Genomic DNA, 24,726 nt, shown 5'->3' on the forward strand with positions numbered 1-24,726 from the left:
CGTATGCGCGATGCAGATGGCCAGGAACACACTGGTGATAGAGCCGAGGAGCTGCTGGCCGACGAGACGCGAGTAAGAAAATAGAGCCGTGCACGCGAAGCGGCCTTGGGAAACCAGACTTACCGAGGTCACCTAAGGAAAACTCCCTGGTGGAAAGTTGGCCGCCACTGTGACGCCCAAGAAATTGCGAACCGACTGACTGAGGTATCCGCCAATGCCTATGCCCGAACCGCCGCAAAAGAAAGCCGACACCGCGAAAGACCTCGCGGCGCTGTTCAAGGACGCCCCGGATAAGGTCAAGCTGGAAGCGCTCGCCATGGCGACTCACGCGGAGCGCGTGAGTGCCTGGTTTAAAGGTGTCATGGGTGTCGTCGCAACGATCGGTCTCGCACTTGTGGCAATGTACGCGGGACCGGCACTGTCCTCAGTTGCCACAACGACGGCTCTGAGGCTTCTCGCGAGGGCTCTCTGATCTGTTCGCTGGGTCTGGCGCGCCCTCAGTGAACATTTTAGGTAGCGGGAGTTGAATGAGAACGGAGGAAACGCGACAACTCGCGAGCGCCCGTCCCGCGGGCTCCGCGGCGACGATGTCCACTCTTGGCCGGAAGCGGACCTCAGCTACCGCTGGCACGCCTTTGCTTCTGTTCCAGGTGATGAGCAAGATCCCCTGCCCCTCTTGCACCGGAGCCCCTAAGAAAGCGCTCGATCGAGTCGAACAGAGATGCAACAAGGTCCGCGTCTCCAAACGCTTTGGCCACTACTGCCCCCGCCATTAGGCCTCGGTAGAAGTAGTTCCAAGCGTCGTGGACAGCATCATCCATTCGGGGGGTTCCCAGCATTCCGCGAAAATGAAATCCCGGGGGGCTCCCTCCGTAGAGATCCATGATCTGCGCCGCGCGAGCGTGGATGAAGCCCGAGTAGGTGCTACTCACGTTGTGCGACGCATCCGCTGCTTGCGACGAGGCGATCTCAGGCCCGAGCAGCGTCTCGTGGACATAGCCAACGATCTTGCTCCGAGGGACCGCGTCCGGCTTCTTCTGGCGTGCAAATGTGTTGTCCGGATCCGGGAACTGCTCGCCCCAGAATGAGGCCAAATACCGCTGATGCTTATCGGTGTACTCGCCATTCGATACTGATGCAGCAAGGAAGTAGATGTCCTCTGCTACTTCGTCAAGCACACGCTGCATGCAGCCGACTTCCTGGAGAAGGCCCTGCGAGAGAAGAGTATCGACGGCTCGCAGCCCCGTGATCACCCGGGCGTGCTTCAAGATCAATGCTTGGTGTACCGACTGCTCGACGTACCGAAAGACCTCTCCTCGCTGGCCAAAGGGAACAAGTCTTGGACGCGCAACTTGCGATTCCAGCCGCAAGAATGCTACTTCCAGCTCCTCCACCGCGCGCAAGCAGACTTCCCGCATGGACCACCTCTACAGAGTCCCGGGAATTATGGCGGTCAGCGCGACGGCTGCTTTCGACCCAAAGCGGACGCCTCTCACCCTATTGCGGGCGAGACTCAAGCCCTCAGCTGCGGCCACCGACGCGATCAGCTTAGGTTGATGTCCTCAGGCCAGAGGAAGTACGGGCCAAAGCGAGATTTGGCAACAAACTCTACTCCGGCCTGCTGCCCCTTGGGCGTGAGTGTGTGGCGATCACCTTCGAGTGCAAGGTATCCAGCGGCCGTGGCACGCTCGAGAAGCTGCGAGGTTTTCCATCCGTGCTTCTGCGCAATCTTTGAGGATGGAAGCTTCCCGCCCGCAGCTGTTTCGCCCTCTGTCGAAGCATCCGCCCCAGCTTCGGGGATCTCTGCCGCACCACTTGTGACCCGCTCCATCGTGATACGCACCTCGTCGCTGATGCGGATGATGCGCTGCGCCTCTTCGTAAGCATCTTTGTACAGTTGTGCGTCCTCGGTCCGCTCGATTAGAACTCCCATCTCGTTGTTGTTCACCTGACTGAATTCATAGAGGTTCAGGCTAGTCACGATGCAGAGCGACTCACTGAGGTAGCACTTGGCGTGTAAATTCTTGCAGAAGCTAGTGCGAACATAGGTCAAACCCCGCAGCCATTCGATCTCCTGCGGCTGCAGTTCGCTCTTGCCATATACGATTCGGACATCGATCTTCAGGCGATTCTTGTCTGCCAGTAGCTCCTTCATGCGATCGTTTAGCTTGAGGAAAGGGCTGATCAGGATTAACCGGTCTGTGGCACTCTTGATCAACTCCTCGAGGAAGTAGTTGGTCGCACTGGTGTTCAGGAATTTCGCCATCGGATAGTCAGAGGACTTCGGAGTTGAGCGGGACGCCATTTTGCAGCACCCGTTCCATGCGGTCTGCTCTCTGACGCCGCGCGTGGAAGGAGCCCGTGATGTTCAAGACAGCGCCGCTCACCGGAAGGGAGGAGACGAGGGACGAAGTCCGCTATCAGCCGCATTCCGCCGCTTGGCGATGCGCGGGACATCTGCTTCCGGCCAGCGGAGTGCGGAGCCCTACAGGCGCCTAGGCGCTGAAGACCAGCAGCAGGTTGTTCGCGGGCATCGCGTGCCGCTCGCGCAGCGTCAAACCCGCGCGGCGCGCCTCGGCCGCCACGTCCTCCAGTCGCCGCACTCCCCAGGCGGGATCGCGTGCGCGCAGGCTCTCGTCGAACGCCAGGTTGCCCGGCGCGGGCGGCGTGTCGTGCTCGAAGTAGGGCCCGTACGTGACCAGCAACCCGCCCGGCACCAGGTGGCGCGCCGCCCCGTGCATGAGTGCGGCGCACGCGGGCCACGGCGCGATGTGCAGCATGTTGGCGCAGAAGATCGCATCGAAGCGCTGCGCGAACGGGGCGTCCGGCGACGGCCAGGGGTTCGCCATCACGTCCAGCAGCAGCGGGGGCCGCAGGTTGGGCAGTCCGGCCTGCGCGACCCGGCCGGCCAGCGCGGGCAGCATGGCGGGGTCGGCCTCGGTCGGCTGCCAGGTCCATGGCTCGAGGGCCGCCGCGAACCAGGCGGCGTGCTGGCCGGTGCCGGAGGCGATCTCCAGCGCCGTGCCGCGCTCGCCCAGGATGCCGCGCAGCGCATCGAGGATGGGCTGCTTGTTGCGATCGGCAGCAGGGCTGTGGGGCAGGTCAGGCATCCGGGCGCGCATTGGAAGGGCGACGCTGGCAGGGTATCAGCCGCAAGGCGGTCGGGGCGCTCTGCCGTCCCGCGCCCCAGGCGCTATCACACCGCGGACCCCTGGATTCCCACAGCCGTCGTGGAGAAGGATGTGGACAACCATGTGAACTCCGGGCCAAACCCGCGCCGGTGCTTGCTGTCCAGCCGATGCCTCTTTCTTGGGCAGTCCGCGCAGCCTGCCCGACTTTCGACGCGCAGCGTGGCAGGCGAACCACGCGACGGTCCAGCAGTCGACCGGCGCCGGCTCGGCCGGGGCGACCGGGACGTTGGTGGCGAGGCCGGCGAGCAGGCCAGCCAGGGTCCGGCGAGGCAAAAAAAAGCCCGCTCAAGTGCGGGCTGGCGGGGGATGGCGGCGCCGGCGCGCCACCGGTGCCGCTACTTGGCTTCCAGGTGGTAGCGCGTGACGCGTTCCACCTCGTTCTTGCTGCCCAGCACCACGCTCACGCGCTCGTGCAGCTTCTGCGGCTGGATGTCCAGGATGCGCTGGCGGCCGTTGGTGGCCGCGCCGCCGGCCTGCTCGACCAGCCAGCTCATGGGATTGGCCTCGTACATCAGGCGCAGCTTGCCTGCCTTCTCGGGTTCGCGCTTGTCCCACGGGTACATGAAGATGCCGCCGCGGGTGAGGATGCGGTGCACGTCGGCCACCATCGAGGCGACCCAGCGCATGTTGAAGTCCTTGCCGCGCGGGCCTTCCTTGCCGGCCAGGCACTCGTCGATGTAGCGCTTCACCGGGGCGTCCCAGTGGCGCATGTTCGACATGTTGATGGCGAATTCCTTCGTGTCCTCGGGAATGCGCACGTTCTCCTGCGTCAGCACGAACGAGCCCTGCTCGCGGTCCAGGGTGAACATCGCCACGCCGTCGCCCACGGTCAGCACCAGGGTGGTCTGCGGCCCGTAGACGCAGTAGCCGGCCGCCACCTGCCGGTGCCCGGCCTGCAGGAAGTCGCCTTCGTCCACGCCCCGGTCGTCCTCGGGCATCTTCAGCACGCTGAAGATGGTGCCGATGCTCACGTTGACGTCGATGTTGGACGAGCCGTCCAGCGGGTCGAACAGCAGCAGGTACTCGCCCTGCGGATAGCGGTTGGGCACGACATAGATGCCGTCCATCTCCTCGCTGGCCATGGCCGCGAGGTGGCCGCCCCATTCGTTGGCCTCGATCAGCACCTCGTTGGCGATGATGTCCAGCTTCTTCTGGACCTCGCCCTGCACGTTCTCGCTACCGGCCGTGCCGAGCACGCCGCCCAGCGCGCCCTTGTTCACGGCCTGGCTGATGCCCTTGCAGGCGCGGGCGACGACCTCGATCAGCAGGCGCAGCTGCGACGGAATGTGGCCGTCGACGCGTTGCTGCTCGACGAGGTAGCGGGTCAGCGAAATCTTGCTCATGGTGGTGGTCCTGGAAAGCCTGTCACCCCGGGCTCGACCCGGGGTCCAGCGACGGCCGTCGACTGGAGACCGGGTCGCGCCCGGCATGACAGGTGTTGATCAATCGGCCAGCGCGCGCGTCACGACCTCGCGCACGTCGTTGGACAGGTCGGGCTTGGCCGCGACGCGGGCGATGGCCTCGCGGGCGGCGCCGCGCATCGGCTCGGCCAGCTTGCGCCAGCGGTCCAGCGCGCGGGCCAGGCGAGCGGCCACCTGCGGGTTGATCGCGTCCAGCTCCATCACGCGCTCGCTCCAGAACACGTAGCCGGCGGCGTCGGGTCGGTGGAACGCGCCCGGGTTGGCGCTGCAGTAGCTGAAGATCAGGCTGCGCGCGCGGTTCGGGTTGCGGATGTTGAAGTCCGGGTGCTGCATCAGCTGGCGCACGACCGGCAGGATGTTGCCGCCGCGGTCCGGCGCGCCGGCCTGCAGCGCGAACCACTTGTCCAGCACCAGGGCCTCGTCCTTGAAGATGGCGTGGAACCTCTCCAGCGCCGGCCGCGCGAGGTCCTGCCCGCTGACCACCAGCGCGGCCAGCGCGTTGAAGCGGTCGGTCATGTTCGAGGCGTCCTTGAACCGCTGGTAGGCCTTGCCCGGCCAGACGGTGTCGCCGCTCTGGCGCGCCGCGATGCACAGGTGCGTGAGCGCCAGGCCGGCGAGGGCGCGGCGGCCGGAGGACACCGGGTCGGGCCGGTAGGCGCCGTTCTCGCGGTGCTCCTCGTGGGCCCAGGCCCAGTCGTCCGCCAGCGCCGTGGCCAGCTGCTCGCGCATCGACTCGCGCACGGCATGCACGCGCTGCGGGTCCACCACGTCCAGCTGCTCGGCGATGTAGGCCTCCGCGGGCAGCGTGAGCACCAGCTCCTTGAACGCCGCGTCCAGGCGCGGGTGGCGCAGGATGTTGCGCATCGCGTTGATGAACGCCGGATCCAGGCGCAGCGCGCCGCCGGCCTCGCCGCGGATGGCGTCCAGGGCGCGCCGCACCGCCAGGCGCTGCGCCGCTTCCCAGCGGTTGAACGGGTCGGTGTCGTGCTCCAGCAGGGCGAGCAGCTGCTCGTCGGTGCAGTCCCACTCGAGGATCACCGGCGCCGAAAAGCCCCGCAGCAGCGACGGCACCGGCTCGGCCGAGAGGCCCTGCACCGTGAACGTCTCGCTCGCCTGCGTGAGCACGTGCATGCCGGCGGCGACCTCGCGGCCGTCGGCGCCCAGCAGGCCCCAGGCGACGGGAATGACGAACGGCTGCTTGTCCGCCTGGCCCGGCGTGGCGGCGCAGGTCTGCGACAGCGTGACCTCGTAGGTGCCGGTCGCGGCGTCCCAGCGGGTGGCGGCCTGCACGCGGGGCGTGCCGGCCTGGCTGTACCAGCGCTTGAACTGCTCGAGCACCTGCGCGAACTGGCTCTGCGGGTTGGCGTCGGCGATCGCCTGCGCGAAGTCGTCGCAGGTCACGGCCTGGCCGTCGTGGCGCTGGAAGTACAGCGTGAGGCCGCGCTCGAAGCCGGCGCGGCCCACCAGCGTCTGCATCATGCGGACGACCTCGGCCCCCTTCTCGTACACCGTGACGGTGTAGAAGTTGTTGATCTCGAGGTACTGCTCCGGGCGCACCGGATGCGCCATCGGGCCTGCGTCCTCGGGGAACTGCGCGGTGCGCAGCACCCGCACGTCCTCGATGCGCTTGACCGCGCGGGCCGACGCCTCGCCGGCCAGGTCCTGGCTGAACTCCTGGTCGCGGAAGACCGTCAGGCCCTCCTTGAGCGACAGCTGGAACCAGTCGCGGCAGGTGACGCGGTTGCCCGACCAGTTGTGGAAGTACTCGTGGCCGACGACGGACTCGATGTTGCCGAAGTCCATGTCGGTGGCCGTCGCCTGGCTGGCCAGCACGTACTTCGTGTTGAAGATGTTCAGGCCCTTGTTCTCCATCGCGCCCATGTTGAAGTCGCTGGTGGCGACGATCATGAAGCGCTCCAGGTCCAGCGGCAGCCCGAACCGGGCCTCGTCCCAGGCCACCGAGGCCATGAGCGAGTTCATCGCGTGCTCGGTCTTGTCCAGGTCGCCCGCGCGCACGTACACCTGCAGCAGGTGCTCCTTGCCGGCGCGCGACATGATCTTCTGCTCGCGGCACACCAGCTGGCCCGCCACCAGGGCGAACAGGTAGCAGGGCTTGCGGTGCGGGTCGACCCACTTGGCGAAGTGGCGCCCGTCCTCCAGGTCGCCCTGGTCGACCAGGTTGCCGTTGGACAGCAGCACCGGGTACTTGTGCTTGTCCGCGCGCAGCGTGACCGTGTAGGCGGCCATCACGTCCGGGCGGTCCAGGAAGTAGGTGATGCGGCGAAAGCCCTCGGCCTCGCACTGGGTGAAGAACGAGTCGTTGCTCGTGTACAGGCCCATGAGCTTGCTGTTCTTCGCCGGCGCGCAGGTGGTGAAGATCTCCAGCTCGAACGGCTCGCTGCCCTCGGGCAGGTTCTCCAGCACCAGCCGGTCGCCCTCCATCTTGAAGGAGGTGCCCTGGCCGTTGACCAGCACGCGCGCCAGGTTCAACTCGTCGCCATCGAGCTTCAGGGGCTGCGCCGGCACGTCCGGGTTGCGCCGCACCTTCATGCGGTTCAGGACCCGGGTCTTGGCCGGGTCGAGGTCGAAGCACAGGTCGACGGTGTCGATCCAGTACGGGGGCGCCTGGTAGTCGGCGCGGAAGATGACGGCGTTCTGGCCTTCACGCATGATGGTTCTCCTTCAGGGCGTCACACGCCCTGCTTCAACGATGCCTCGATGAACGGGTCGAGGTCCCCGTCCAGCACCTTTTGGGTGTTCGAGATTTCGACGTTGGTGCGCAGGTCCTTGATGCGACTCTGGTCCAACACGTAGCTGCGGATCTGGTGGCCCCAGCCGACGTCGGTCTTGGTGTCCTCCAGCTTCTGCTGCTCCTCCATGCGCTTGCGCATCTCGTGGTCGTACAGCCGCGAGCGCAGGCGCCGCCAGGCGACGTCGCGGTTGCTGTGCTGGCTGCGGCTGTCCTGGCACTGCACGACGATGCCGGTGGGCACGTGCGTCAGGCGCACGGCCGAATCGGTCTTGTTGATGTGCTGGCCGCCCGCGCCGGAAGCCCGGTAGGTGTCGGTGCGCACGTCGGCCGGGTTGATCTCGATCTCGATCGAGTCGTCGATCTCCGGGTACACGAACACGCTGGCGAAGCTGGTGTGGCGCCCGCCCGCGGAGTCGAACGGCGACTTGCGCACCAGGCGGTGCACGCCGGTCTCGGTGCGCAGCAGGCCGAAGGCGTAGTCGCCCTCGACCTTGATCGTGGCGCCCTTGATGCCGGCGGTGTCGCCCGGCGTCTCGTCCTCGATGGTGGTCTTGAAGCCCTTGCGTTCGGCGTACTTCAGGTACTGGCGCATCAGCATGCTGGCCCAGTCGCACGCCTCGGTGCCGCCGGCGCCCGCCTGCAGGTCGATGAAGCAGTTGTTCGGGTCCGCCGGCTGGTTGAACATGCGCCGGAATTCCAGGTCCTCGACGATCTTGGTGAGCTTGGCCGCCTCGGCTTCGATGGTGGCCAGGCCGGCCTCGTCGCCGTCGTCCTTGCTCATCTCATAGAGCTCGAGGTTGTCGGACAGCTCGCGGTCGAGGTCCTGCAGCACGACGACGATGCCGTCCAGCTGCTTCTTTTCCTTGCCCAGCTCCTGGGCCTTCTTGGGATCGTTCCAGACCGCGGGATCTTCCAGCGCGGCGTTGACGGTCCTCAGGCGCTCCGACTTGGCATCGAAGTCAAAGATACCTCCGGAGATCCGCGGTCCTCTGCTGGAGGTCCGTCAGGGTCGTGCCGATGAGGTTGATGCGCTCTGCGTCCATGGTGTGTTCTTTCCGGAAACCGCCGATTTTCGCAGATGGGCCCGGCCGCGCCGCAAAGTGCCGCCCCGCGCGGCCCGCCGGCTCACTTGGCCAGCGGCAGCCGGACCGTGAATTCGGCGCCGCCGCCCTCGGGCACGTTGCGCACCTGCAGCCGGCCGCCGTGCGCCTGCACGATCTCGCGGCTGATGAACAGGCCCAGCCCGAGGCCGGCGACGTTGCGCGCGGTCTCGGCGCGCTCGAACTGCTGGAAGATGCGCTCCTGGTCCGCCGGCGGGATGCCCGGCCCGTGGTCGCGCACGCACAGCAGCGCCTCGTCCTCGGTGGTCCGCAGGACCACTTCCACGGGGCGCGACTGCCCGTAGCGCAGCGCGTTGGTCAGCAGGTTGGTCAGCACCTGCTGCAGGCGCTGCGCGTCGCCCACCAGGGGCACGGCGGGGGGCGCCTCGACCGACAGCGGCGTGTCCGCCGCGCGCGCCTGCTCCTGCATCGCCTCCACCGTGCGGCGGGCCAGCTCGGCCAGGTCCATCGGGGCCGGCGACATCGTCAGCTTGCCGGTGCGCACGCGCGAGACGTCCAGCATGTCGTCCAGCAGCCGGATCATGCTGGTGATCTGCTGCTCGTCCCGGTTGGCCATCTGCTGGAAGGCGGCCAGGTCCGGCACGCGGCCCCCGGCGGCCATGCGCTTGCGCAGCTGCGCCTGCAGGAACAGCGTGTTGAGCGGGTTGCGCAGTTCGTGCGAGACCATCGACATGAAGTCGTCGCGCAGGCGCACCGCGTGCTCCAGCTCCGCCTGCATGCGCTGCAGGCGCTGGCGCTGGCGGTCCAGGTCGACGAACACGCTGACCTTGCTGCGCACGGTCTGCGGGTCCAGCGGCTTGTGCAGGAAGTCGACCGCGCCGCTGTCGTAGCCGCGGAACGCGTAGTTCATCTCGCGCCCGGCGGCGCTGACGAACACGATCGGGATGTGGCGGGTGCGCTCGGTGCCGCGCATCAGCTCCGCGAGCTCGAAGCCGTCCATGCCCGGCATCTGCACGTCCACGATCGCCAGCGCGAAGTCGTTGTCGAGCATCAGCGCGAGCGCCTCCTCGCCGCTGCGCGCGCACAGGATGGTGCGGCCGGGGGCGCGGATCAGCGCCTCCAGCGCGGTGAGGTTTTCCTGCAGATCGTCCACCAGCAGCACCTTGGCGGGCGGCAACTTGTCTTGGGTCATGGCGTCAGCAGTCGTTGCAGCAGCGCGCGCAGCTGCGCCAGCGCGAGCACGAAGTCGGGATCGGCGGCATCGATGGCCGCCTGCGGCATGGTGGCGTGCATGGCCTCGGCCGGGTCCTGCACCGCGGTGAGGCCGCCGGCCTGCCGCACGCGCCGCAGGCCGGCCGCGCCGTCGTCGTTGGCGCCCGTCAGCACGAAGGCCGCCAGGCGCGCGCCGTACGCATCGGCGCCGGACTCGAACAGCACGTCGATCGAGGGGCGCGAGAAATGCACCGGCGCGTCGCAGCTGAGCGAGAAGGTGTGGTCGGCCTCGACCAGCACGTGGTAGCCGGGCGGGGCGAAGTGCAACACGCCGCCTTCGGCCGGCGCGTGGCCCTCGGCTTCCCGCGCGGGCACGCCCAGGCGGGCGGAGAAGATCTCGGCCAGGCGGCTGTCGTGGTCGGGCGGCAGGTGCAGCACGACGATCACCGGCACCCTCGTGCCCAACTGCACGCCGTCCAGCAGCGACAGCAGGGCATCGATGCCGCCCGCGGACGCGCCGACCAGCACGGCGTCGACCTCAGGGGCGAAGTCGGCGGGCAGCTCGCGCCTCATGGCAGCGCCGCCTTCTTGCGGTAGATGCGCTCGCGCGCCGCCACCGGCTCGAACCGGTCGCCGTAGGCCGAGAACTCCAGCGACTCCTTGCTGCCCAGGCCGAGGAAGCCGCGGTGGGTCAGCGAGTCGTGAAACAGGCCGAGCGCGCGATCCTGCAGGCGGCGGTTGAAGTAGATCAGCACGTTGCGGCACGAGACCAGGTGCGTCTCGGCGAACACGCTGTCGGTGGACAGGCTGTGGTCGGCGAAGGTGATGGCGTCGCGCAGGGCGCGGCTGAACACCGCGCCGCCGTAGGCCGCGGTGTAGTACGTGCCCAGGCCCGTGGTGCCGCCGGCGCGCTGGTAGTTGGCCGTGAAGGCCTGCATGCTGTCCAGCGGGAAGATGCCCTGGCGCGCGCGCTCGAGCGAGGCCGGGTTGATGTCGGTGGCGTAGAGGATGGTGCGCTCGAGCAGGCGTTCCTCGTGCAGCAGGATGGCCAGCGAATAGGCCTCCTCGCCCGTGCTGCAGCCGGCCACCCAGACCTTGAGCGAGGGATAGGTGCGCAGCACCGGCACGACCTGCTCGCGCAGCGCGAGGAAGTAGGACGGGTCGCGGAACATCTCGCTGACCGGCACCGTGAGGAACTGCAGCAGCTGCGCGAACGCCGTCTCGTCGTGCAGCACCTTCTCCTGCAGCGCCGACACCGTGGGCTGCCCCATGCGCTCGCAGGCGTGCAGCACGCGGCGGCGCAGCGAGGCGCCCGAGTAATCGCGAAAGTCGTGCCCGAAGCGCAGGAACACCGCCTCCACCAGCAGGCGGATCTCGATGTCGGCGACATCGCTGGCGGTCATGTCAGAGCCGCTCCAGCTTGGGCATCCACACGCGCATGAGCGAGAACAGGCGTTCCAGCTCGATCGGCTTGGCCAGGTAGTCGTTGGCGCCGGCGGCCAGGCAGCGTTCCTGGTCGTCGCGCATCGCCTTGGCGGTGACCGCGATGATGGGCAGCTTCTGCCACGCGGGGTTGCGCCGGATCTCGCGCATGGCCGTGTAGCCGTCCATCTCCGGCATCATCAGGTCCATCAGCACCAGGTCCACGTTGTCGTCCTTGGCCAGCTTGTCCAGCGCTTCGACGCCGTTGCGCGCGACCACCACCTGGGCGCCCTTGTGCTCCAGGGCGCTGGTGAGGGCAAAGATGTTGCGCACGTCGTCGTCGACCACCATGATGCGCCGGGATTCGAAGGCTTTCTCGCGGCTGCGCGCGGTCACCAGCATCTTGCGCCGCTCGGCCGACAGCTCGGCCTCGACCTGGTGCAGGAACAGCGTCACCTCGTCCAGCAGCCGCTCGGGCGAGCGCGCGCCCTTGATGATGATCGAGCGCGAGTAGCGCAGCAGCTCGGCTTCCTCGTCGTGGCTGAGGTTGCGGCCGGTGTAGACGACCACCGGCGGGAACGAGCGGCTCTCGCCCGAGGCCATGCGCCGCAGCAGCTCCTGGCCGGTCATGTCGGGCAGGGTGAGGTCGATCACCATGCAGTCGTACACGCCTTCGCCCAGGGCCTTGAGCGCTTCGCTGCCGCGGCCCACGGCGGTGATCTCGACGTCGCGGTCGCCGATCAGGCGGGCGACGCTCTCGCGCTGGCGCGGGTCGTCCTCGACCACCAGCACCCGCTTGACCTTCTGGCTGAGCTTGGCTTCCAGGCGCTGGAACACGTCGCGCAGCTGCTCGCGCGTGGCCGGCTTGGTGGCGTAGCCCACCGCACCCAGCTGCAGCGCCGTCTCCGACTGGTCCTCCACCGACAGGATGTGCACCGGCAGGTGGCGGGTGGCCGGGTTGTCCTTCAGCCGCTGCAGGACGGTCAGGCCGGTGCCGTCGGGCAGGCGCATGTCCAGCAGCACGGCGTGCGGGTGCTGCTGCGCGGCCAGCACCACGCCTTCCTCGGCCTGGTGCGCGACCACGCAGCGGTAGCCCAGCTCGTGCGCGAGGTCGAACAGGATGCGCGCGAACACGCGGTCGTCCTCGATCACCAGCACCGTGCGGCGACCGTCGGGCGGGGCGCCGCGGTCGTCGGGGAAGGCCGGCCCGATCGGCGCCGGCGAGGCCTTGGGCAGCGCCGTGTCCAGGCGCGGCGCGCGCGCGGGCCGGGCCGGGAGGGCGGGGGCGGGCCGCGGAGCGGCCACGAGCGGCTCGTGGCGCACCGGCAGCGAGAGCGTGAAGGTGCTGCCCTGGCCGGGCGCGCTGTCCACGCGCAGGTCGCCGCCGAGCAGGCGCGCGAGGTCGCGCGAGATCGACAGGCCCAGGCCGGTGCCCCCGTGGCGGCGGCTGACGGTGCCGTCGGTCTGGCGGAACGCCTCGAAGATGAGTTCGTGCTGCGACGGGTCGATGCCGATGCCGCTGTCGCGCACCTCGAAGCGCACCCGGCCGGGGCCGTCGGCGGCGATGTGCAGGCCGACGGTGCCGCGCTCGGTGAACTTCAGGCCGTTGGACAGCAGGTTGCGCAGGATCTGCTCCAGGCGCTGGCGGTCGGTGAACAGGTCGGCGGGGGCGTCGCCGTCCACCTCGAACTCCAGCCCCAGCCCGCGTTCGCCGGCCAGCGGCTCGAACATCGTGCGCAGCGTCTGCACCACGGCGCCCACCGGCGTGACCTCCGGCCGCACCTCCAGCTTGCCGGCCTCGACCTTGGAGATGTCGAGGATGTCGTTGATCAGGTTCAGCAGGTCGTTGCCCGCCGAGTAGATCGACTCGGCGAACTTGACCTGCTCGGCGTCCAGGTTGCCCTGCGGGTTGTCGGCGAGCAGGCGGGCGAGGATGAGCGAGCTGTTCAGGGGCGTGCGCAACTCGTGCGACATGTTGGCGAGGAACTCGGACTTGTAGCGACTGGCGCGCTGGAGCTCGTCCGCCCGCTGCTCCAGCTCGCCCTGCGTCGCCCGCAGCGCGTCGCGCTGCTCGCCCAGCGCGACCGTCTGCTCGGCCAGCTGCTGGTTGGTCTGCTCCAGTTCGGCCTGCTGGTTCTCCAGGTTGGTCTGCGACTCCTCGAGCGCCTGCGCCTGCTCCTCCAGCTCCTCGTTGGCGGTGCGCAGCTCCTCCTGCTGGACCTGCAGTGCTTCGTTGAGCCGCTGGGTCTCGTCCAGCATGCCCTGCAGCCGCTGGCGCAGATGCGCCGCCCGCAGCGACGCGCCAAGCAGGGTCGACACTGCCGCCAGCAATTCGCCGTCGCTCGGCTTGAGCGGGCGCATGAAACCCAGCTCGACGACACCGCACAGGCTGCCTTCGTGCACCAGGGGGGCGATCAGCACCGAGGCGGCGTCGCCCGTGGCCAGCGACGTGGCCACGCGCAGGTAGCCCGCCGGGACGTCGGCCAGGGCGATCTGGCGCTGCTGCGAAGCGGCCTCGGCCAGCAGGGTGCGGCCGGCCTCGACCACTTCGCCGACCGCCGGTGCGTCCTGTGCCCAGCCGTACGTGGCCACGCGCAGCAGCTCGCCGCCGTTGCCCGCCGGCACGTACAGCGCGCCGACGCGCGCCTCGACGTAGCCGGCCAGGAAGTCGAGCGCGGCGCGGCCCACATCGGCCGCCCGTTGCTCGCCAGCCAGCCGGTCGGACAGCCGCGCCTGGCCCTCGCGCAGCCATCCCTGGGCCTGCAGTTCCTCCGCCTGGCGGCGCTGCGCCGCGAGCGCGTCCTCGAACACGGCGCTCAGGCCCAGCAGGTCGGCGCGGCCGCGCCAGGCCAGCACCCCAGCCACCACGAGCATGAGGACCACGAACGCGATGGTGACTTCCGTGGCGTTGCGGTTGGCCGCCTCGAGCCGCTCCACCCGCAGGCGCCGTTCGATGCCGACGAAGTCGTTGAACTCGTCGCGCACCGCCAGCCGCAGGCGCAACCCTTCCGTCACGTCGTCCTTGGAAGGCTTGTAGGCCGGGTCGCGCGTCTTGGCCGCCACCATCGCGCCGGCAACGTCGTTCCATTGCCGCTGCAGTCCCTGGATGCGGTCCAGCCGCGCCATCTGCGCCGGGTTGTCCTGCACCAGCCGGTGCAGTTCCTCGCGCAGCTTGTCCAGGTTGCCGCCTTGCCGGAACACCTGCAGCAGCCGCTCGTCGCCGCTGAGCAGGTAGCCGCGGGCGCTGGATTCCATCTCCAGTCCGGTGGTCTGCACGGCATAGGCCCGGGTCAGCACCTGGTCCGTGTGCTCGACCAGGCCGACGGCATGCATCAGGTAGGAGATCAGCCCGATGAAGACGACGGCACTGGCCACGCCGAGGGCCAGCGGCAGGGTCAGGTTGCGAACGAGGATGCGGCGGAAGGTCTGGGGGGCGAGGTTCGGCACGACGGAATGACGGCAGGGGCGGCCAGGTCGGCCGCCGCGCAGTGTGCCGGAATTCCCAGCTCAACAATGCGTCACGGCGGCCGAGGGGCCGCCGTGGGACGCAGGGGTGCGGTGCGGGGGGCGGGCGGACCAGCCGCCGCGTTCAGCGCGGGCCGGCCAGGTACGACTGGGCCTTGCGGTTGCCCGCGCTGGCCGCGCGCTCGAACCAGTTCAGCGCCTGCTTCTGGTCGGCGGCGACCATGCTGCCCTCGAAGAACGCGACGCCCAGGAAGTAGCTCATCTCGCTGCGGCCGCGGCGGATGCCTTCGTCGGTGGACTTGCCCGATCGCTTGACGATCGCGGGGATGTCGCCGCGGCCGGCGGCGTATGCCTGCATCTGCTCGACCGTCTGGGCGAAGAAGCGGTCGCGCGTCTGCGCGGCGGTGGCCTTGTCGGGCATGGTGGCCACCAGCTCGTCGGCCAGGACCGGCAGCGCCTCGAACGGCGTCATGCCGCCGCGCATGCGCGGCGAGTACCAGGCGCGCAGCATCACCCGGTCCAGCGGCAGCAGGCCGTCGACCTTGGAGGGGAAGTAGCTCAGCACGGTCTTGCCGGCGGGATGGCCGCGCACGCCCATCAGGTGCATGCCCTCGTGGTAGGCGCAGCGCCACACGTCCTTGCTGCGCATCTGCATGCTGGCAGTGTCCACCCGGTCCTCGGTGCGGAAGTCGAGGTAGGTGACGCAGGGCTGGTTGTCCTCGAGCGCCGTGTCGGCCACGACCTCGAGCTTGAAGTTGGCGGCCTGCTCGGCATTGGGCTGGTCGGTGACGTCGACCAGCTTCACCCCGGCCTCGTCCGTGACGGCGCGCAGCGCCTTCAGGATGTAGTCGCGGTGCTTGTCCAGGTCGACCCCGGTCATCCGCATGCGGATTTCGTTGTCCCAACGCACCACGCGCGTGGGCGTGCCACTCTGGTGCCACAGCGCTTCCCACAGCGTGGCAAGGCCCTGTTCCGTCTCATCCGCGGCGAACGCGCATGGGGACAGCAATGCAGCCAACAGCAACGTCCAGAACTTCCTGCTCATTCCGAGTCACCTCTTCGTTGGGTGACAGTCTATGAGTAGGAAGCCTCCTACGCCACGGAAGGGCTGGTGTCCGACGCGCAGGTCGGACAAATGCGACTTTTTCCGCGCCACCGCGGCGCTGGACCGACGCGCTGGAGCCGTGAAAGTGGCTCAGCAGTTCACTCGGCAATGGCTCAGCAGCTCACCCGGCGTCGACGAATTCCTCGATCAGCCGGGCCAGCAGCAGCGGCTGGTCGTGGTGCAGCATGTGGCCGCTGTCGGGCAACTGCGCCTGGCGCAGCCGCGGCACGGCGCGCAGGCGCTCGTGGAACTCGGCCAGCGTGAACCTGCCCTGCCACCACTGGCCGAGGCTGTCGTCGCTGGCCTCCACCCACAGCACGGGGCAGGCGATCCGCTGGTAGAGCTCCAGCACCTCGTCGACCCGGAACAACTGGGCGTTGGTGATCTTGTGGGCCGCATCGCCCAGGATGCGCCAGCGCCCGTCGGCGTCCTGGCGCGCCCAGTGGCGGGCCAGCCAGTCCGCCTTGTCCTGCGACAGGCGCCGGTTGGTCTTCATCAGGCGGCGGGCGACGCCGTCGACGCCGTCGTAGCTCTTCAGTGCCAGCTCGCCCCGGTGCAGGGCCTTGAGCTCGTCCATCCACTTGCCGTAGCGCCCGGGCGCCTGCGACGGCCGGGTGGCCGGCATGCCGAAGCCTTCCAGGTTGACGAGCCGGCGCACGCGCTGGGGCCGCGCGCCCGTGTAGAGCATGGCGACATTGCCGCCCATGCTGTGGCCCACCAGGTCGACCGGCGTGTCGCCCGCGTAGTGGTCGAGCAGGAAATCGAGGTCGGCCAGGTAGTCGGGGAACCAGTAGTTGTCGGCCACGGGCGACTCGGTCAGGCCGTAGCCGCGCCAGTCGGGGGCGATCACGTAGTGGTCGCGGGAGAAGGCGTCGACCATGAACTGCCACGACGCGGCGACGTCCATCCAGCCGTGCACCAGCACCAGCGGCACCTTGCCCGGGCCGGGCTCGCCCCACAGGCGCACGTGGTAGCGAAGGCGGCGGATCGGGACAAACTCGCTGCGCGAGGCGCGAAGGGGTTGGTACATTGCCTCGAAATCATAGGAGGAGCCACGATGGGCGTCAGTCAAGGCAGCGACAAGCAGGCCGACCACCACGCGCGCATGCATTCCGGGTTCCGCTGGGCGGTGCCGGCGCACTTCAACATCGCCGACGTGTGCTGCACCCGGTGGGCGAGGGCGGCCGACGGCGCGTCGCGCGTGGCCATCCGCGCGCACGGCGGCGGGCAGCTCTCCTTCGCCGCCCTGCAGGCGCAGGCCGACCGACTGAGCCACGTGCTCGCCTCGCTGGGCGTGCGCCGCGGCGACCGGGTCGCGATCGTGATGCCGCAGCGCTTCGAGACCGCGATCGCCTACATGGCGGTCTTCCAGCTGGGCGCGGTGGCGATGCCGCTGTCGATGCTGTTCGGGCCCGAGGCGCTGGAATACCGCCTGCAGGACAGCGAAGCGGTGGTGGCGATCTGCGACGAGAGCTCGGTCGCCAACGTGCTGGCGGTGCGCGCGGCCTGCCCGGCACTGCGCACGCTCGTCGGCGTGGGCGCCGCGGCGCTGCAGGCCGACCTGGACTGGGGCGTGGAGCTGGGGCGCCACCCCGGCGCGTTCACGGCGGCGAAGACCCAGGCCGACGAAGGCGCGGTGCTGATCTACACCAGCGGCACCACCGGCCCGCCCAAGGGCGCCTTGATCCCGCACCGCGCGCTGATCGGCAACCTGCCGGGGTTCGTCTGCAGCCAGAACTGGTTCGGCTTTCCGCCCACGCGCGATGCCCTGCGGACCGGCCAGAGCAGCGCCGTGTTCTGGTCGCCGGCCGACTGGGCCTGGACGGGCGGGTTGATGGACGCGCTGCTGCCGTCCCTGTATTTCGGCCGCCCCATCGTGGCCTGCAACCAGCGCTTCGCGCCCGAGCTGGCGTTCGGCCTGATGCAGGAGCACGGGGTGACGCACACCTTCCTGTTCCCCACCGCGCTCAAGGCCATGATGAAGGCCTTCCCCGAGCCGCGGCGGCAGTTCCGCCTGAAGCTGCAGGCGGTCATGAGCGCCGGCGAGGCGGTGGGCGACGCGGTGTTTGCGTATTGCCGCGACCACCTGGGCGTGGTGGTCAACGAGATGTTCGGCCAGACCGAGATCAACTACGTGGTGGGCAACTGCAGCATGAACGGGCGAAGCGAGGCGGGCATCGGCTGGCCCGCCCGCCCGGGCAGCATGGGGCGGCCCTACCCGGGGCATCGCGTGGCGGTGATCGACGAGGACGGCAACGAATGCCCGGTGGGCGTGCCGGGCGACGTGGCCGTCAACCGCTTCGACGTCCACGGCGAGCCGGACCCGATCTTCTTCCTCGGCTACTGGCGCAACGAAGGCGCCACCCGGCGCAAGTCCACCGGCGACTGGTGCCGCACCGGCGACCTCGCCACGCGCGACGCCGAGGGCTACCTCTGGTACCAGGGCCGGGCCGACGACGTGTTCAAGGCCGCCGGCTACCGCATCGGGCCGAGCGAGATCGAGAACTGCCTGGTCAAGCACCCGGCGGTGGCGAACGCCGCCGTGGTGCCCAAGCCCGACGCCGAACGCGGGGCGCTGGTGAAGGCGTACGTGGTGCTGGCGCCGGGGCACCTGCCGGGCGACCGGCTGGTGGCCGAACTGCAGCAGCACGTGCGCGGCAAGCTCGCGCCGTACGAGTACCCGAAGGAGATCGAGTTCATCGACGCCCTGCCGATGACCACCACCGGCAAGGTCCAGCGGCGCGTGCTGCGGCTGCGCGAGGAGGAGCGCGCGAAGGGGCAGGGCGTGGGGCGCTGAGCGGCCGCCCGCGCGCCCGTGGCCTCAGGCCCCCTCGACGAACGCCTTGAGGCGGCCGAGGGCGGCTTCCCACTCCTGCCCGATCACCTCCAGCGTGCGCCGGGCTTCGGCGATCTGGGCCGGGTCGAGCTGCCACAGGCGCTCGCGGCCCAGCTTCAGGTCGCGCACCACGCCGGCATCGGCCAGCACCTGCAGGTGCTTGGTCACCGCCTGGCGCGTGATGTCGGTCTGCGACGTCAGCTGCGCGATCGAGAACGCGCCGCCCGCGCACAGCGCGGCGACCAGGCGCAGCCGCGTCGGGTCGCCCAGCGCCGCGAAGACGCCGGCGATCGCCTGCGTTTGCCTGGCCAGCCGGGCAGCCGCGTCGTCAGTGCGTGGCGGCATGGCGGGCGATGTTCTGCAGCTGCGCGCCCCAGCCCTGTTCGTGCATGCGGAAGGCCTGCAGGCGGCGGTGCGGGGGGACCTTGTCGAACCCGGACTCGACCACCCGCAGCAGCGTGCCGCCGCCGGGCGCATCCTCGAGCGTGAACTCCACCAGCGTCGGCTCCTCCTGCGAGTAGTCGGCCGACGGCGGGATCGGGAACGGGGTCCAGCGCCAGGAGAACAGGCGCTCGGGCTCCATGCGCTGCACGACGATGTCGAACCAGACGTCCTCGTGGCCGCAGCCGGTGTTCTGGCCGCGCGCGCGCTCGCCCGGCCGGAACGCCTGGCCCTGCAGGTCGCAACCGAACCAGGCGCCGAAGTGCTCCGGCGTGGCCAGTGCGTTCCAGACGCGCGACCGCGGCGCCTGGATGTGGATGCTGCGCTCGATGCGGTCGGTGGACTCGGCCGCTGCGGGAGAGGTGCCGTGCGCGACGGCGGCGGAAGCGTGGGTCATGGGGGCTCCTTGAATGCAACCGAATGGTTGCTCATTGGCATTCTGGCGCCCCGATCCGAAAAAGGCAACCTGTGAGTTGCATTCATGCGCGCGACGGCGCTCAGTCGACGCGCAGCACGACGTTGCCGACCGCCTGGCCGCGCTCGACCAGCTCGTGGGCCTGCGCGATCTCCTCCAGCGGGAGCCGGGCCGCGATGTTGTGCTGCAGCGCCCCGCGCGCGAGCATCCGCGTGAGCGTGCCCACGGCGCGCTCGCGGTCGGCCGGCGCGAGGTTGTAGACGATGAAGAACTTCAGCTGCACGTTCTTGGTGATGAGCGGGTAGAACGGCAACTCGAACGCGGTCGCGCCGCTGCCGTAGACCACGCACTCGCCGCCCGGCCGCAGCAGTTCCAGGTCGGCCGCCGCGTTGGCCGCGATGTCCAGCTCGATCACCCGGTCGACGCCGCGCCCGCCGGTCAGCGCCAGCACGCGTTGCGCGAGCGGCTCGGACTTGTAGAGCACCACGTCGTCGGCGCCGGCCTCGCGCGCCAGGGCGGCCTTGGCCGGCGTGCTGGCCGAGGCGATCACGCGCGCGGCGCCGAGCTGGCTGGCCATCTGCACGGCGTAGTGGCCGACCGCGCCGGCGCCGCCGGCCACCAGCACGGTCTTGCCGGCCACCCCGCCGTCCATCAGGACCGCGTGCAGCGCCGTCAGCGCCGGAATGCCCAGGCAGGCGCCGGCTTCGCCGGGCACGTTGTCCGGCAGCGCCACCGCCTGCGCGTCGGGCAGGCACACCCACTGGCAGGCCGTGCCGTGCGCGCGGCCCCGGGCGGCGTTCCAGGTCCACACCCGCTCGCCGACCCGGCGGGCCGGCACGCCGTCGCCCACGGCATCGATCACGCCCATGCCGTCGCTGTGCGGGATCACGCGCGGGAACGGCATCCCCTGGCTGCGCAGGCCGATGCGCGACTTGGCGTCGGAGGGGTTGACGCCGGACCAGGCGATGCGCACCCGCACTTCGCCGGGCGCGGGACGGGGTTCGGGCAGGTCGCCCAGCTGCAGCACTTCGCGTGCTGGGCCGAGCCGGTCGTAGAAGGCAGCTTTCATCGCGGGCAGTTTAGTCCGGGGCTGCCGTCGCCCGCCCCAACCAGGATGCGCAGCGGCTGCCGACCCGGCCCGCTGCCGCCGGGGTCAGAACGTTGCCGTCTCGCCCGGCTTGAGCGGCAGCACGCGCGTCGGTCCATCGCCGAGCGCACGCATGAACTCCTCGGGCGTGCCGCGGCCCAGCGGGTTGGCGCCGTAGTGCATCGGGATCACGTTCTTCGGCCGGATCCATTCACGCGCGGCATAGGCGGCGTCGGCCGGGGCCATGGTGAAGTGGCCGCCAATGGGCATCAGCACCAGGTCGGGCTTGTAGTAGTCGGCGATGAAGCGCATGTCGCCGAACAGCCCGGTGTCGCCCATGTGCCAGATGCGAAAGCCGTTCTCCAGCTCGATGATGTAGCCCACCGGTTCCCCGCCGTAGTGCGATTCGTCCTTGCCGGTGGCCGGGTTCTTCCAGACGATCACCGAGGAATGCTCGGCGTGCACGGCGGTCACCTTGATGCCCGGCACGGGCGTGACGGTGCCGCTCTTGTTGAAGCGCGGCACCAGGTTGGCCGGCAAGATGCCCAGCAGGCCCACGGTCTGGTTCATGTCGCCGGGCGCGTACATCGGCACCTGGTTGGCCAGGGCGATCGCGGGCGCGTCGGCGAAGTGGTCGAGATGGCCGTGGGTGACCAGCAGGACGTCCACCTTGCCCAGCGCGTCCAGGTTCTTGTACTGCGCCGGCGTGAGCGGGTTGGCCTTCAGCCAGGGGTCGGTGACGATCACCTTGCCGCCGGGCGTGGTGATGCGGAAGGCCGACTGTCCCAGCCACAACACTTCGGTCTTGCCGGCTGGCTGCTGCGCGTGCGCGGCCCAGCCGCTGCAGGCCATCGCGGCGGCCAGGAGCCATCGTGCCAATCGTTCCATGCGTCTTCTCCTCCAGGTGGTGTCAATCGAGGTGGATGCGGGCGGCCTTGACGACGCGCTCCCAGCGCGGGATCTCGGCGGCGATCAGCTGGCCGAAGGCCTGGGGGGTCGCCGGCGTGGCTTCGGCGCCCTCGGACGCCAGGCGGGAGCGCACCTCGGCCGATTCGAGCGCCTTGTTCACGTGCTGGTTGAGCAGTCGCACCACGTCGGCCGGCGTGCCGGCCGGCGCGACAAGCCCGTACCACTGGTCGGCCTCGAAGCCCTGGGTGCCGGGCACGCCGCTCTCGGCGACGGTGGGCACGTCCGGCAGCACCGCGAGGCGCTTGGGGCTGGACACCGCGAGGGCGCGGATGCGGCCCGCCTTGATGTGTGGCAGCAGCGCCGGCACGCCCGTGAACAGCGCCTGCACCTGCCCGGCCAGCAGGTCCGTCACCGCCGGTGCCGTGCCCCGGTAGGGGATGTGCAGCAGCGAGGTGCCGGTCTGCAGCTTCAGGTATTCCATCGTGGTGTGCGCCGCGCTGCCGTTGCCGCCCGAGCCGTAGGCCAGCTTGCCGGGGTGGGCCCTGGCGTAGGCGACGAACTCCTGCAGGGTGCGCGCCGGCACGGCCTCGTGCACCACCAGCACGTTGGGCACCCGGGCCACCCAGGCCACCGGCGTGAAGCTGCGCACCGGGTCGTACCCGAGCTTCGGGTAGAGGGCCGGATTGATCGCCAGCGTGCCGATGTGCCCCATCAGCAGCGTGGTGCCGTCGGCGGCCGCCTTGGCGGCCCGCTCCGCCCCGAGCGAGCCGCCCGCGCCGGGCACGTTGTCGATCACGACCGGCTGGCCGAGCGAGCGCGCCAGTTCGACCCCGACGGCCCGGGCCAGCACGTCGCTGGAGCCGCCCGGCGTGAAGGGCACGACGATGTGCAGCGGGCGCGAGGGAAAGGACTGGGCCGCGGCCGGCACGGCGTGGCTGAGCGCCAGGGCACCGCCCCAGGCCAACGCCGCGCGGCGGTTCAGATGCGATGGCATGGCCCATCCTAGCGCTGCCGCCACCGGCCGTGCAGGGGGATGCCCCGGGGGCCGTTCACCCGTAGCGCAGCTGGCAGCGCTCGCACCAGAAGCTGCGGCGCTGCGTGCTGCCCAGGTGGCCCTTTTGCAGCGGGACGTGGCAGCGCGGACAGGTGCGCTTCGTGTGCGCGAGCCAGTGCTTGCGCAGCACGAAGGCCTTCTTCCACTCGAGGAAGTCGAAGCTGTAGCGGCGCGCCTCGCGCACCAGCTCGCGCAGCTTGGCCGGCGGCAGGGCGCCCAGGCGCGACAGCGGATGCACGCGGATGCGGAACAGCACCTCGTTCTTGATGATGTTGCCCACCCCCGCGAAGATGCCCTGGTCCAGCAGGGCGTCGCACACCAGCGCGTCCGGCTCGGCGAGCAGGCGCTCGCGCGCGAGCTTCGGGTCCCAGTGGTCCGACAGCACGTCGGCGCTCCAGTCGTACAGCAGGTCGACCGGCTCCTCCACCAGCCGCGCCGCGCAGCTGTAGAAGTTCAGCTCGCGGCCCTGCGCGAAGCCCAGGCCGATGCGGATGGGCTTGCCGGGCTTGCGCGAGTCGATGCAGTAGCTGCCGAACATCAGCAGGTGGATGCGCAGCGCCACGTTCGGCAGCTCGACGAGGAAATGCTTGCCCCAGGTGCGCACGGCCTGGACGGTGCGCCCCCGCAACAGGTCCTTGTCGAGCGTGGTGTTGCCCTCCACGCGCAGGATGCGGCGGCCCTCGAACACCTGCGCCTGCTCGCGCAGGATGACCAGCGACGGACCTTCGGGCATGGTTTATTCTGCGCACCCCGCTCGCGCAGCCCATGTCATCCATTTGCCCATGAACCTCGTCCAACTCGGCGCCAGCGACCTGCGCGTCACGCCCATCTGCCTCGGCACCATGACCTTCGGCGAGCAGGTGGCCGAGGCCGACGCCCACGCCATCCTCGACCGCGCGCTGGAGCGCGGCGTCAACTTCATCGACACCGCCGAGATGTACTCGGTGCCGGCGCGCAAGGACACCTACGGCGCCACCGAGTCCATCATCGGCCGCTGGTTCGCGAAGAACCCGGCGGCGCGCGGCAAGGTGGTCCTCGCCACCAAGGTGGCGGGTCCCTCGCGCGGGATGCCCTGGGTGCGCGAGGGCAGCGGCATGACCGCCGCCGACATCGTCGCGTCCTGCGAGGCGTCGCTGCGCCGGCTGCAGGTCGACACCATCGACCTCTACCAGATCCACTGGCCCGAGCGCAACGTGCCGATGTTCGGCTCGCTCTACTACGACCCGTCCAAGGAGCGCACCCAGACCTCGATCCAGGAGCAGCTCGAGGCGATGGACAGGCTGGTGCGCCAGGGCAAGGTGCGCCACATCGGCCTGTCCAACGAGACGCCCTACGGCGTGCACGAGTTCGTGCGGCTGGCCGAGCAGCACGGGCTGCCGCGCATCGCCACCGTGCAGAACGTCTACTGCCTGATCAGCCGCGCGCTGGAGAACGCCCTGGACGAGACGATGCACCGGCTGGGCGTGTCGCTGCTGGCGTATTCGCCGCTCGGCTTCGGCCTGCTCACCGGCAAGTACGACCAGGCCGGCATCGACGGCCCGTCCACTCCGCGCGAGGCGCGCATCGGCAAGTTCGAGTCGGTGCGGCAGGGGCGCTGGGGCCGGCCGGAAGCGCTGGCCGCGGCCCGCCGCTACAACCAGCTCGCGCGCGACCACGGCCTGACGCCGGCGCGCCTGGCGCTGGCCTTCTGCTACACCAAGTGGCAGGTGGCCAGCACCATCGTCGGCGTGCGAACGCTGCAGCAGCTGGACGAGGACCTGGACGCCTGGGGCACCCGGCTCGCCCCCGAGCTGCTCGCCGAGATCGACCGCATCCGCTGGGAAATGCGCGACCCCGCCAACTGAGGCCGTCCGTGGCGCGCAAGGAGCACGTGAGCGAGACGCCGGCCACGGCGCTGCTGCGCTCGCACGGCGTCGCATTCACCGAGCATCCCTACGAGTACGTGGAGCACGGCGGCGCCGAACACAGCGCCGCGGTGCTCGGCTTCGACCCCTTCACGGTCGTCAAGACGCTGGTGATGGAGGACGAGAAGGCGCGGCCCCTGCTCGTGCTGATGCACGGCAACCGCAAGGTCTCGACCAAGAACCTGGCGCGGCAGATCGGCGCCAAGTCGGTGGAGCCATGCAAGCCAGAGGTTGCCAACCGGCACAGCGGTTACCTCGTCGGGGGCACCTCGCCGTTCGGCACCCGCAGGAAGATGCCGGTGTACGTCGAGGAAACGATCCTCGGCCTGCCGCGCATCGCGATCAACGGCGGCCGGCGTGGCTACCTGGTGGGGATCGACCCGCGCGTGTGCGTCGACCTGCTCGGGGCCACGCCGGTGCGGTGCGCGCTGCAGGACTAGGCCCGACAGTT

Annotated in this window: 22 protein-coding genes; 4 read left to right on the top strand and 18 right to left on the bottom strand. The window is 69.6% G+C overall.

What is annotated here, in order from left to right; all coding sequences use genetic code 11:
- The first annotated feature begins 220 nt into the window (after positions 1-220).
- Entirely contained in the window at positions 221-472 is a 252-nt protein-coding gene (locus tag AC3ANR_RS06090; RefSeq protein WP_488290984.1) for a hypothetical protein, read from the top strand.
- Positions 473-614: 142 nt separating this feature from the next.
- Here AC3ANR_RS06090 and AC3ANR_RS06095 read toward each other — a convergent pair whose 3' ends face one another.
- The 12 genes from AC3ANR_RS06095 to AC3ANR_RS06150 form a co-directional block, all read right to left on the bottom strand.
- A complete protein-coding gene (locus AC3ANR_RS06095; protein WP_488290985.1) occupies positions 615-1,418 on the bottom strand; it encodes a hypothetical protein in 804 nt (267 codons plus the stop codon).
- Positions 1,419-1,543: 125 nt separating this feature from the next.
- On the bottom strand, positions 1,544-2,266 hold the full coding sequence (locus AC3ANR_RS06100; RefSeq protein ID WP_488290986.1) for a phospholipase D family protein: 723 nt from the start codon (positions 2,264-2,266) through the stop codon (positions 1,544-1,546).
- Positions 2,267-2,495: 229 nt separating this feature from the next.
- Complete coding sequence (locus tag AC3ANR_RS06105; protein WP_488290987.1) at positions 2,496-3,110, bottom strand: DUF938 domain-containing protein; 615 nt, start codon at positions 3,108-3,110, stop codon at positions 2,496-2,498.
- A gap of 416 nt (positions 3,111-3,526) precedes the next feature.
- Entirely contained in the window at positions 3,527-4,534 is a 1,008-nt protein-coding gene (locus AC3ANR_RS06110; RefSeq protein WP_488290988.1) for a class 1 fructose-bisphosphatase, read from the bottom strand.
- Positions 4,535-4,633: 99 nt separating this feature from the next.
- Positions 4,634-7,282: an aminopeptidase N gene (pepN, locus tag AC3ANR_RS06115; RefSeq protein WP_488290989.1), complete on the bottom strand. Its 2,649-nt coding sequence runs from the start codon at positions 7,280-7,282 to the stop codon at positions 4,634-4,636.
- Between the two features lie 20 nt (positions 7,283-7,302).
- Positions 7,303-8,407, bottom strand: a protein-coding gene (gene prfB, locus AC3ANR_RS06120; RefSeq protein WP_488290990.1) for a peptide chain release factor 2 whose coding sequence is annotated in 2 segments (ribosomal slippage) — positions 7,303-8,325 and positions 8,327-8,407 — 1,104 coding nt in all. Because the reading frame shifts where the segments join, the coding sequence is not laid out codon by codon here.
- Between the two features lie 82 nt (positions 8,408-8,489).
- Positions 8,490-9,617 carry a hybrid sensor histidine kinase/response regulator gene (locus AC3ANR_RS06125; RefSeq protein WP_488290991.1) on the bottom strand — a complete coding sequence of 376 codons (1,128 nt, stop codon included), beginning with the start codon at positions 9,615-9,617 and terminating at the stop codon, positions 8,490-8,492.
- Entirely contained in the window at positions 9,614-10,210 is a 597-nt protein-coding gene (locus AC3ANR_RS06130) for a chemotaxis protein CheB (RefSeq protein WP_488290992.1), read from the bottom strand. Before AC3ANR_RS06130 ends, AC3ANR_RS06125 begins: the two co-directional genes overlap by 4 nt.
- A complete protein-coding gene (locus tag AC3ANR_RS06135; RefSeq protein ID WP_488290993.1) occupies positions 10,207-11,040 on the bottom strand; it encodes a CheR family methyltransferase in 834 nt (277 codons plus the stop codon). Before AC3ANR_RS06135 ends, AC3ANR_RS06130 begins: the two co-directional genes overlap by 4 nt.
- Before the next feature lies 1 nt (position 11,041).
- On the bottom strand, positions 11,042-14,506 hold the full coding sequence (locus AC3ANR_RS06140) for a response regulator (protein ID WP_488290994.1): 3,465 nt from the start codon (positions 14,504-14,506) through the stop codon (positions 11,042-11,044).
- A 142-nt stretch (positions 14,507-14,648) separates the two neighbouring features.
- Positions 14,649-15,569, bottom strand: coding sequence for a hypothetical protein (locus tag AC3ANR_RS06145; RefSeq protein WP_488290995.1), 921 nt, complete (start codon positions 15,567-15,569; stop codon positions 14,649-14,651).
- A 181-nt stretch (positions 15,570-15,750) separates the two neighbouring features.
- Complete coding sequence (locus AC3ANR_RS06150) at positions 15,751-16,659, bottom strand: alpha/beta fold hydrolase (RefSeq protein ID WP_488290996.1); 909 nt, start codon at positions 16,657-16,659, stop codon at positions 15,751-15,753.
- Positions 16,660-16,686: 27 nt separating this feature from the next.
- Here AC3ANR_RS06150 and AC3ANR_RS06155 point away from each other — a divergent pair, with 27 nt between their 5' ends.
- On the top strand, positions 16,687-18,426 hold the full coding sequence (locus tag AC3ANR_RS06155) for an acetate--CoA ligase (RefSeq protein ID WP_488290997.1): 1,740 nt from the start codon (positions 16,687-16,689) through the stop codon (positions 18,424-18,426).
- A 24-nt stretch (positions 18,427-18,450) separates the two neighbouring features.
- On the opposite strand, the gene AC3ANR_RS06160 is transcribed toward AC3ANR_RS06155, so the two are convergent.
- The 6 genes from AC3ANR_RS06160 to AC3ANR_RS06185 all read right to left on the bottom strand — a co-directional run bounded on the left by AC3ANR_RS06160 (position 18,451) and on the right by AC3ANR_RS06185 (position 23,104).
- On the bottom strand, positions 18,451-18,810 hold the full coding sequence (locus AC3ANR_RS06160) for an ArsR/SmtB family transcription factor (protein ID WP_488290998.1): 360 nt from the start codon (positions 18,808-18,810) through the stop codon (positions 18,451-18,453).
- The gene (locus AC3ANR_RS06165; RefSeq protein ID WP_488290999.1) at positions 18,794-19,303 is read right to left on the bottom strand and encodes an SRPBCC family protein; all 510 of its coding nucleotides are present in this window, start codon (positions 19,301-19,303) and stop codon (positions 18,794-18,796) included. The genes AC3ANR_RS06160 and AC3ANR_RS06165 overlap by 17 nt, the downstream gene beginning before the upstream one ends.
- A gap of 100 nt (positions 19,304-19,403) precedes the next feature.
- On the bottom strand, positions 19,404-20,390 hold the full coding sequence (locus AC3ANR_RS06170) for an NADPH:quinone reductase (protein ID WP_488291000.1): 987 nt from the start codon (positions 20,388-20,390) through the stop codon (positions 19,404-19,406).
- 84 nt (positions 20,391-20,474) lie between these two features.
- Positions 20,475-21,296, bottom strand: coding sequence for a metal-dependent hydrolase (locus tag AC3ANR_RS06175; protein ID WP_488291001.1), 822 nt, complete (start codon positions 21,294-21,296; stop codon positions 20,475-20,477).
- A gap of 22 nt (positions 21,297-21,318) precedes the next feature.
- Positions 21,319-22,311 carry a Bug family tripartite tricarboxylate transporter substrate binding protein gene (locus tag AC3ANR_RS06180; protein WP_488291002.1) on the bottom strand — a complete coding sequence of 331 codons (993 nt, stop codon included), beginning with the start codon at positions 22,309-22,311 and terminating at the stop codon, positions 21,319-21,321.
- A gap of 55 nt (positions 22,312-22,366) precedes the next feature.
- Entirely contained in the window at positions 22,367-23,104 is a 738-nt protein-coding gene (locus AC3ANR_RS06185; RefSeq protein ID WP_488291003.1) for a DNA-formamidopyrimidine glycosylase family protein, read from the bottom strand.
- Between the two features lie 49 nt (positions 23,105-23,153).
- On the opposite strand from AC3ANR_RS06185, the gene AC3ANR_RS06190 reads away from it, so the two are divergent.
- Together AC3ANR_RS06190 and AC3ANR_RS06195 are read left to right on the top strand one after the other, a co-directional pair.
- On the top strand, positions 23,154-24,215 hold the full coding sequence (locus AC3ANR_RS06190; RefSeq protein WP_488291004.1) for an aldo/keto reductase: 1,062 nt from the start codon (positions 23,154-23,156) through the stop codon (positions 24,213-24,215).
- Between the two features lie 8 nt (positions 24,216-24,223).
- Positions 24,224-24,715 (top strand): aminoacyl-tRNA deacylase, encoded by a 492-nt coding sequence (locus AC3ANR_RS06195; protein WP_488291005.1) that lies wholly within the window; start codon positions 24,224-24,226, stop codon positions 24,713-24,715.
- Positions 24,716-24,726: the final 11 nt, after the last annotated feature.

The sequence above is a fragment of the Ramlibacter sp. JJN2-2R genome (assembly GCF_057747835.1).

Coding starts and splice junctions, on each gene's coding strand:
- AC3ANR_RS06090 (WP_488290984.1), top strand. CDS start 221: ATGCCCGAACCGCCGCAAAAGAAAGCCGACACCGCGAAAGACCTCGCG.
- AC3ANR_RS06095 (WP_488290985.1), bottom strand. CDS start 1,418: ATGCGGGAAGTCTGCTTGCGCGCGGTGGAGGAGCTGGAAGTAGCATTC.
- AC3ANR_RS06100 (WP_488290986.1), bottom strand. CDS start 2,266: ATGGCGAAATTCCTGAACACCAGTGCGACCAACTACTTCCTCGAGGAG.
- AC3ANR_RS06105 (WP_488290987.1), bottom strand. CDS start 3,110: ATGCCTGACCTGCCCCACAGCCCTGCTGCCGATCGCAACAAGCAGCCC.
- AC3ANR_RS06110 (WP_488290988.1), bottom strand. CDS start 4,534: ATGAGCAAGATTTCGCTGACCCGCTACCTCGTCGAGCAGCAACGCGTC.
- pepN (WP_488290989.1), bottom strand. CDS start 7,282: ATGCGTGAAGGCCAGAACGCCGTCATCTTCCGCGCCGACTACCAGGCG.
- AC3ANR_RS06125 (WP_488290991.1), bottom strand. CDS start 9,617: ATGACCCAAGACAAGTTGCCGCCCGCCAAGGTGCTGCTGGTGGACGAT.
- AC3ANR_RS06130 (WP_488290992.1), bottom strand. CDS start 10,210: ATGAGGCGCGAGCTGCCCGCCGACTTCGCCCCTGAGGTCGACGCCGTG.
- AC3ANR_RS06135 (WP_488290993.1), bottom strand. CDS start 11,040: ATGACCGCCAGCGATGTCGCCGACATCGAGATCCGCCTGCTGGTGGAG.
- AC3ANR_RS06145 (WP_488290995.1), bottom strand. CDS start 15,569: ATGAGCAGGAAGTTCTGGACGTTGCTGTTGGCTGCATTGCTGTCCCCA.
- AC3ANR_RS06150 (WP_488290996.1), bottom strand. CDS start 16,659: ATGTACCAACCCCTTCGCGCCTCGCGCAGCGAGTTTGTCCCGATCCGC.
- AC3ANR_RS06155 (WP_488290997.1), top strand. CDS start 16,687: ATGGGCGTCAGTCAAGGCAGCGACAAGCAGGCCGACCACCACGCGCGC.
- AC3ANR_RS06160 (WP_488290998.1), bottom strand. CDS start 18,810: ATGCCGCCACGCACTGACGACGCGGCTGCCCGGCTGGCCAGGCAAACG.
- AC3ANR_RS06165 (WP_488290999.1), bottom strand. CDS start 19,303: ATGACCCACGCTTCCGCCGCCGTCGCGCACGGCACCTCTCCCGCAGCG.
- AC3ANR_RS06170 (WP_488291000.1), bottom strand. CDS start 20,390: ATGAAAGCTGCCTTCTACGACCGGCTCGGCCCAGCACGCGAAGTGCTG.
- AC3ANR_RS06175 (WP_488291001.1), bottom strand. CDS start 21,296: ATGGAACGATTGGCACGATGGCTCCTGGCCGCCGCGATGGCCTGCAGC.
- AC3ANR_RS06180 (WP_488291002.1), bottom strand. CDS start 22,311: ATGCCATCGCATCTGAACCGCCGCGCGGCGTTGGCCTGGGGCGGTGCC.
- AC3ANR_RS06185 (WP_488291003.1), bottom strand. CDS start 23,104: ATGCCCGAAGGTCCGTCGCTGGTCATCCTGCGCGAGCAGGCGCAGGTG.
- AC3ANR_RS06190 (WP_488291004.1), top strand. CDS start 23,154: ATGAACCTCGTCCAACTCGGCGCCAGCGACCTGCGCGTCACGCCCATC.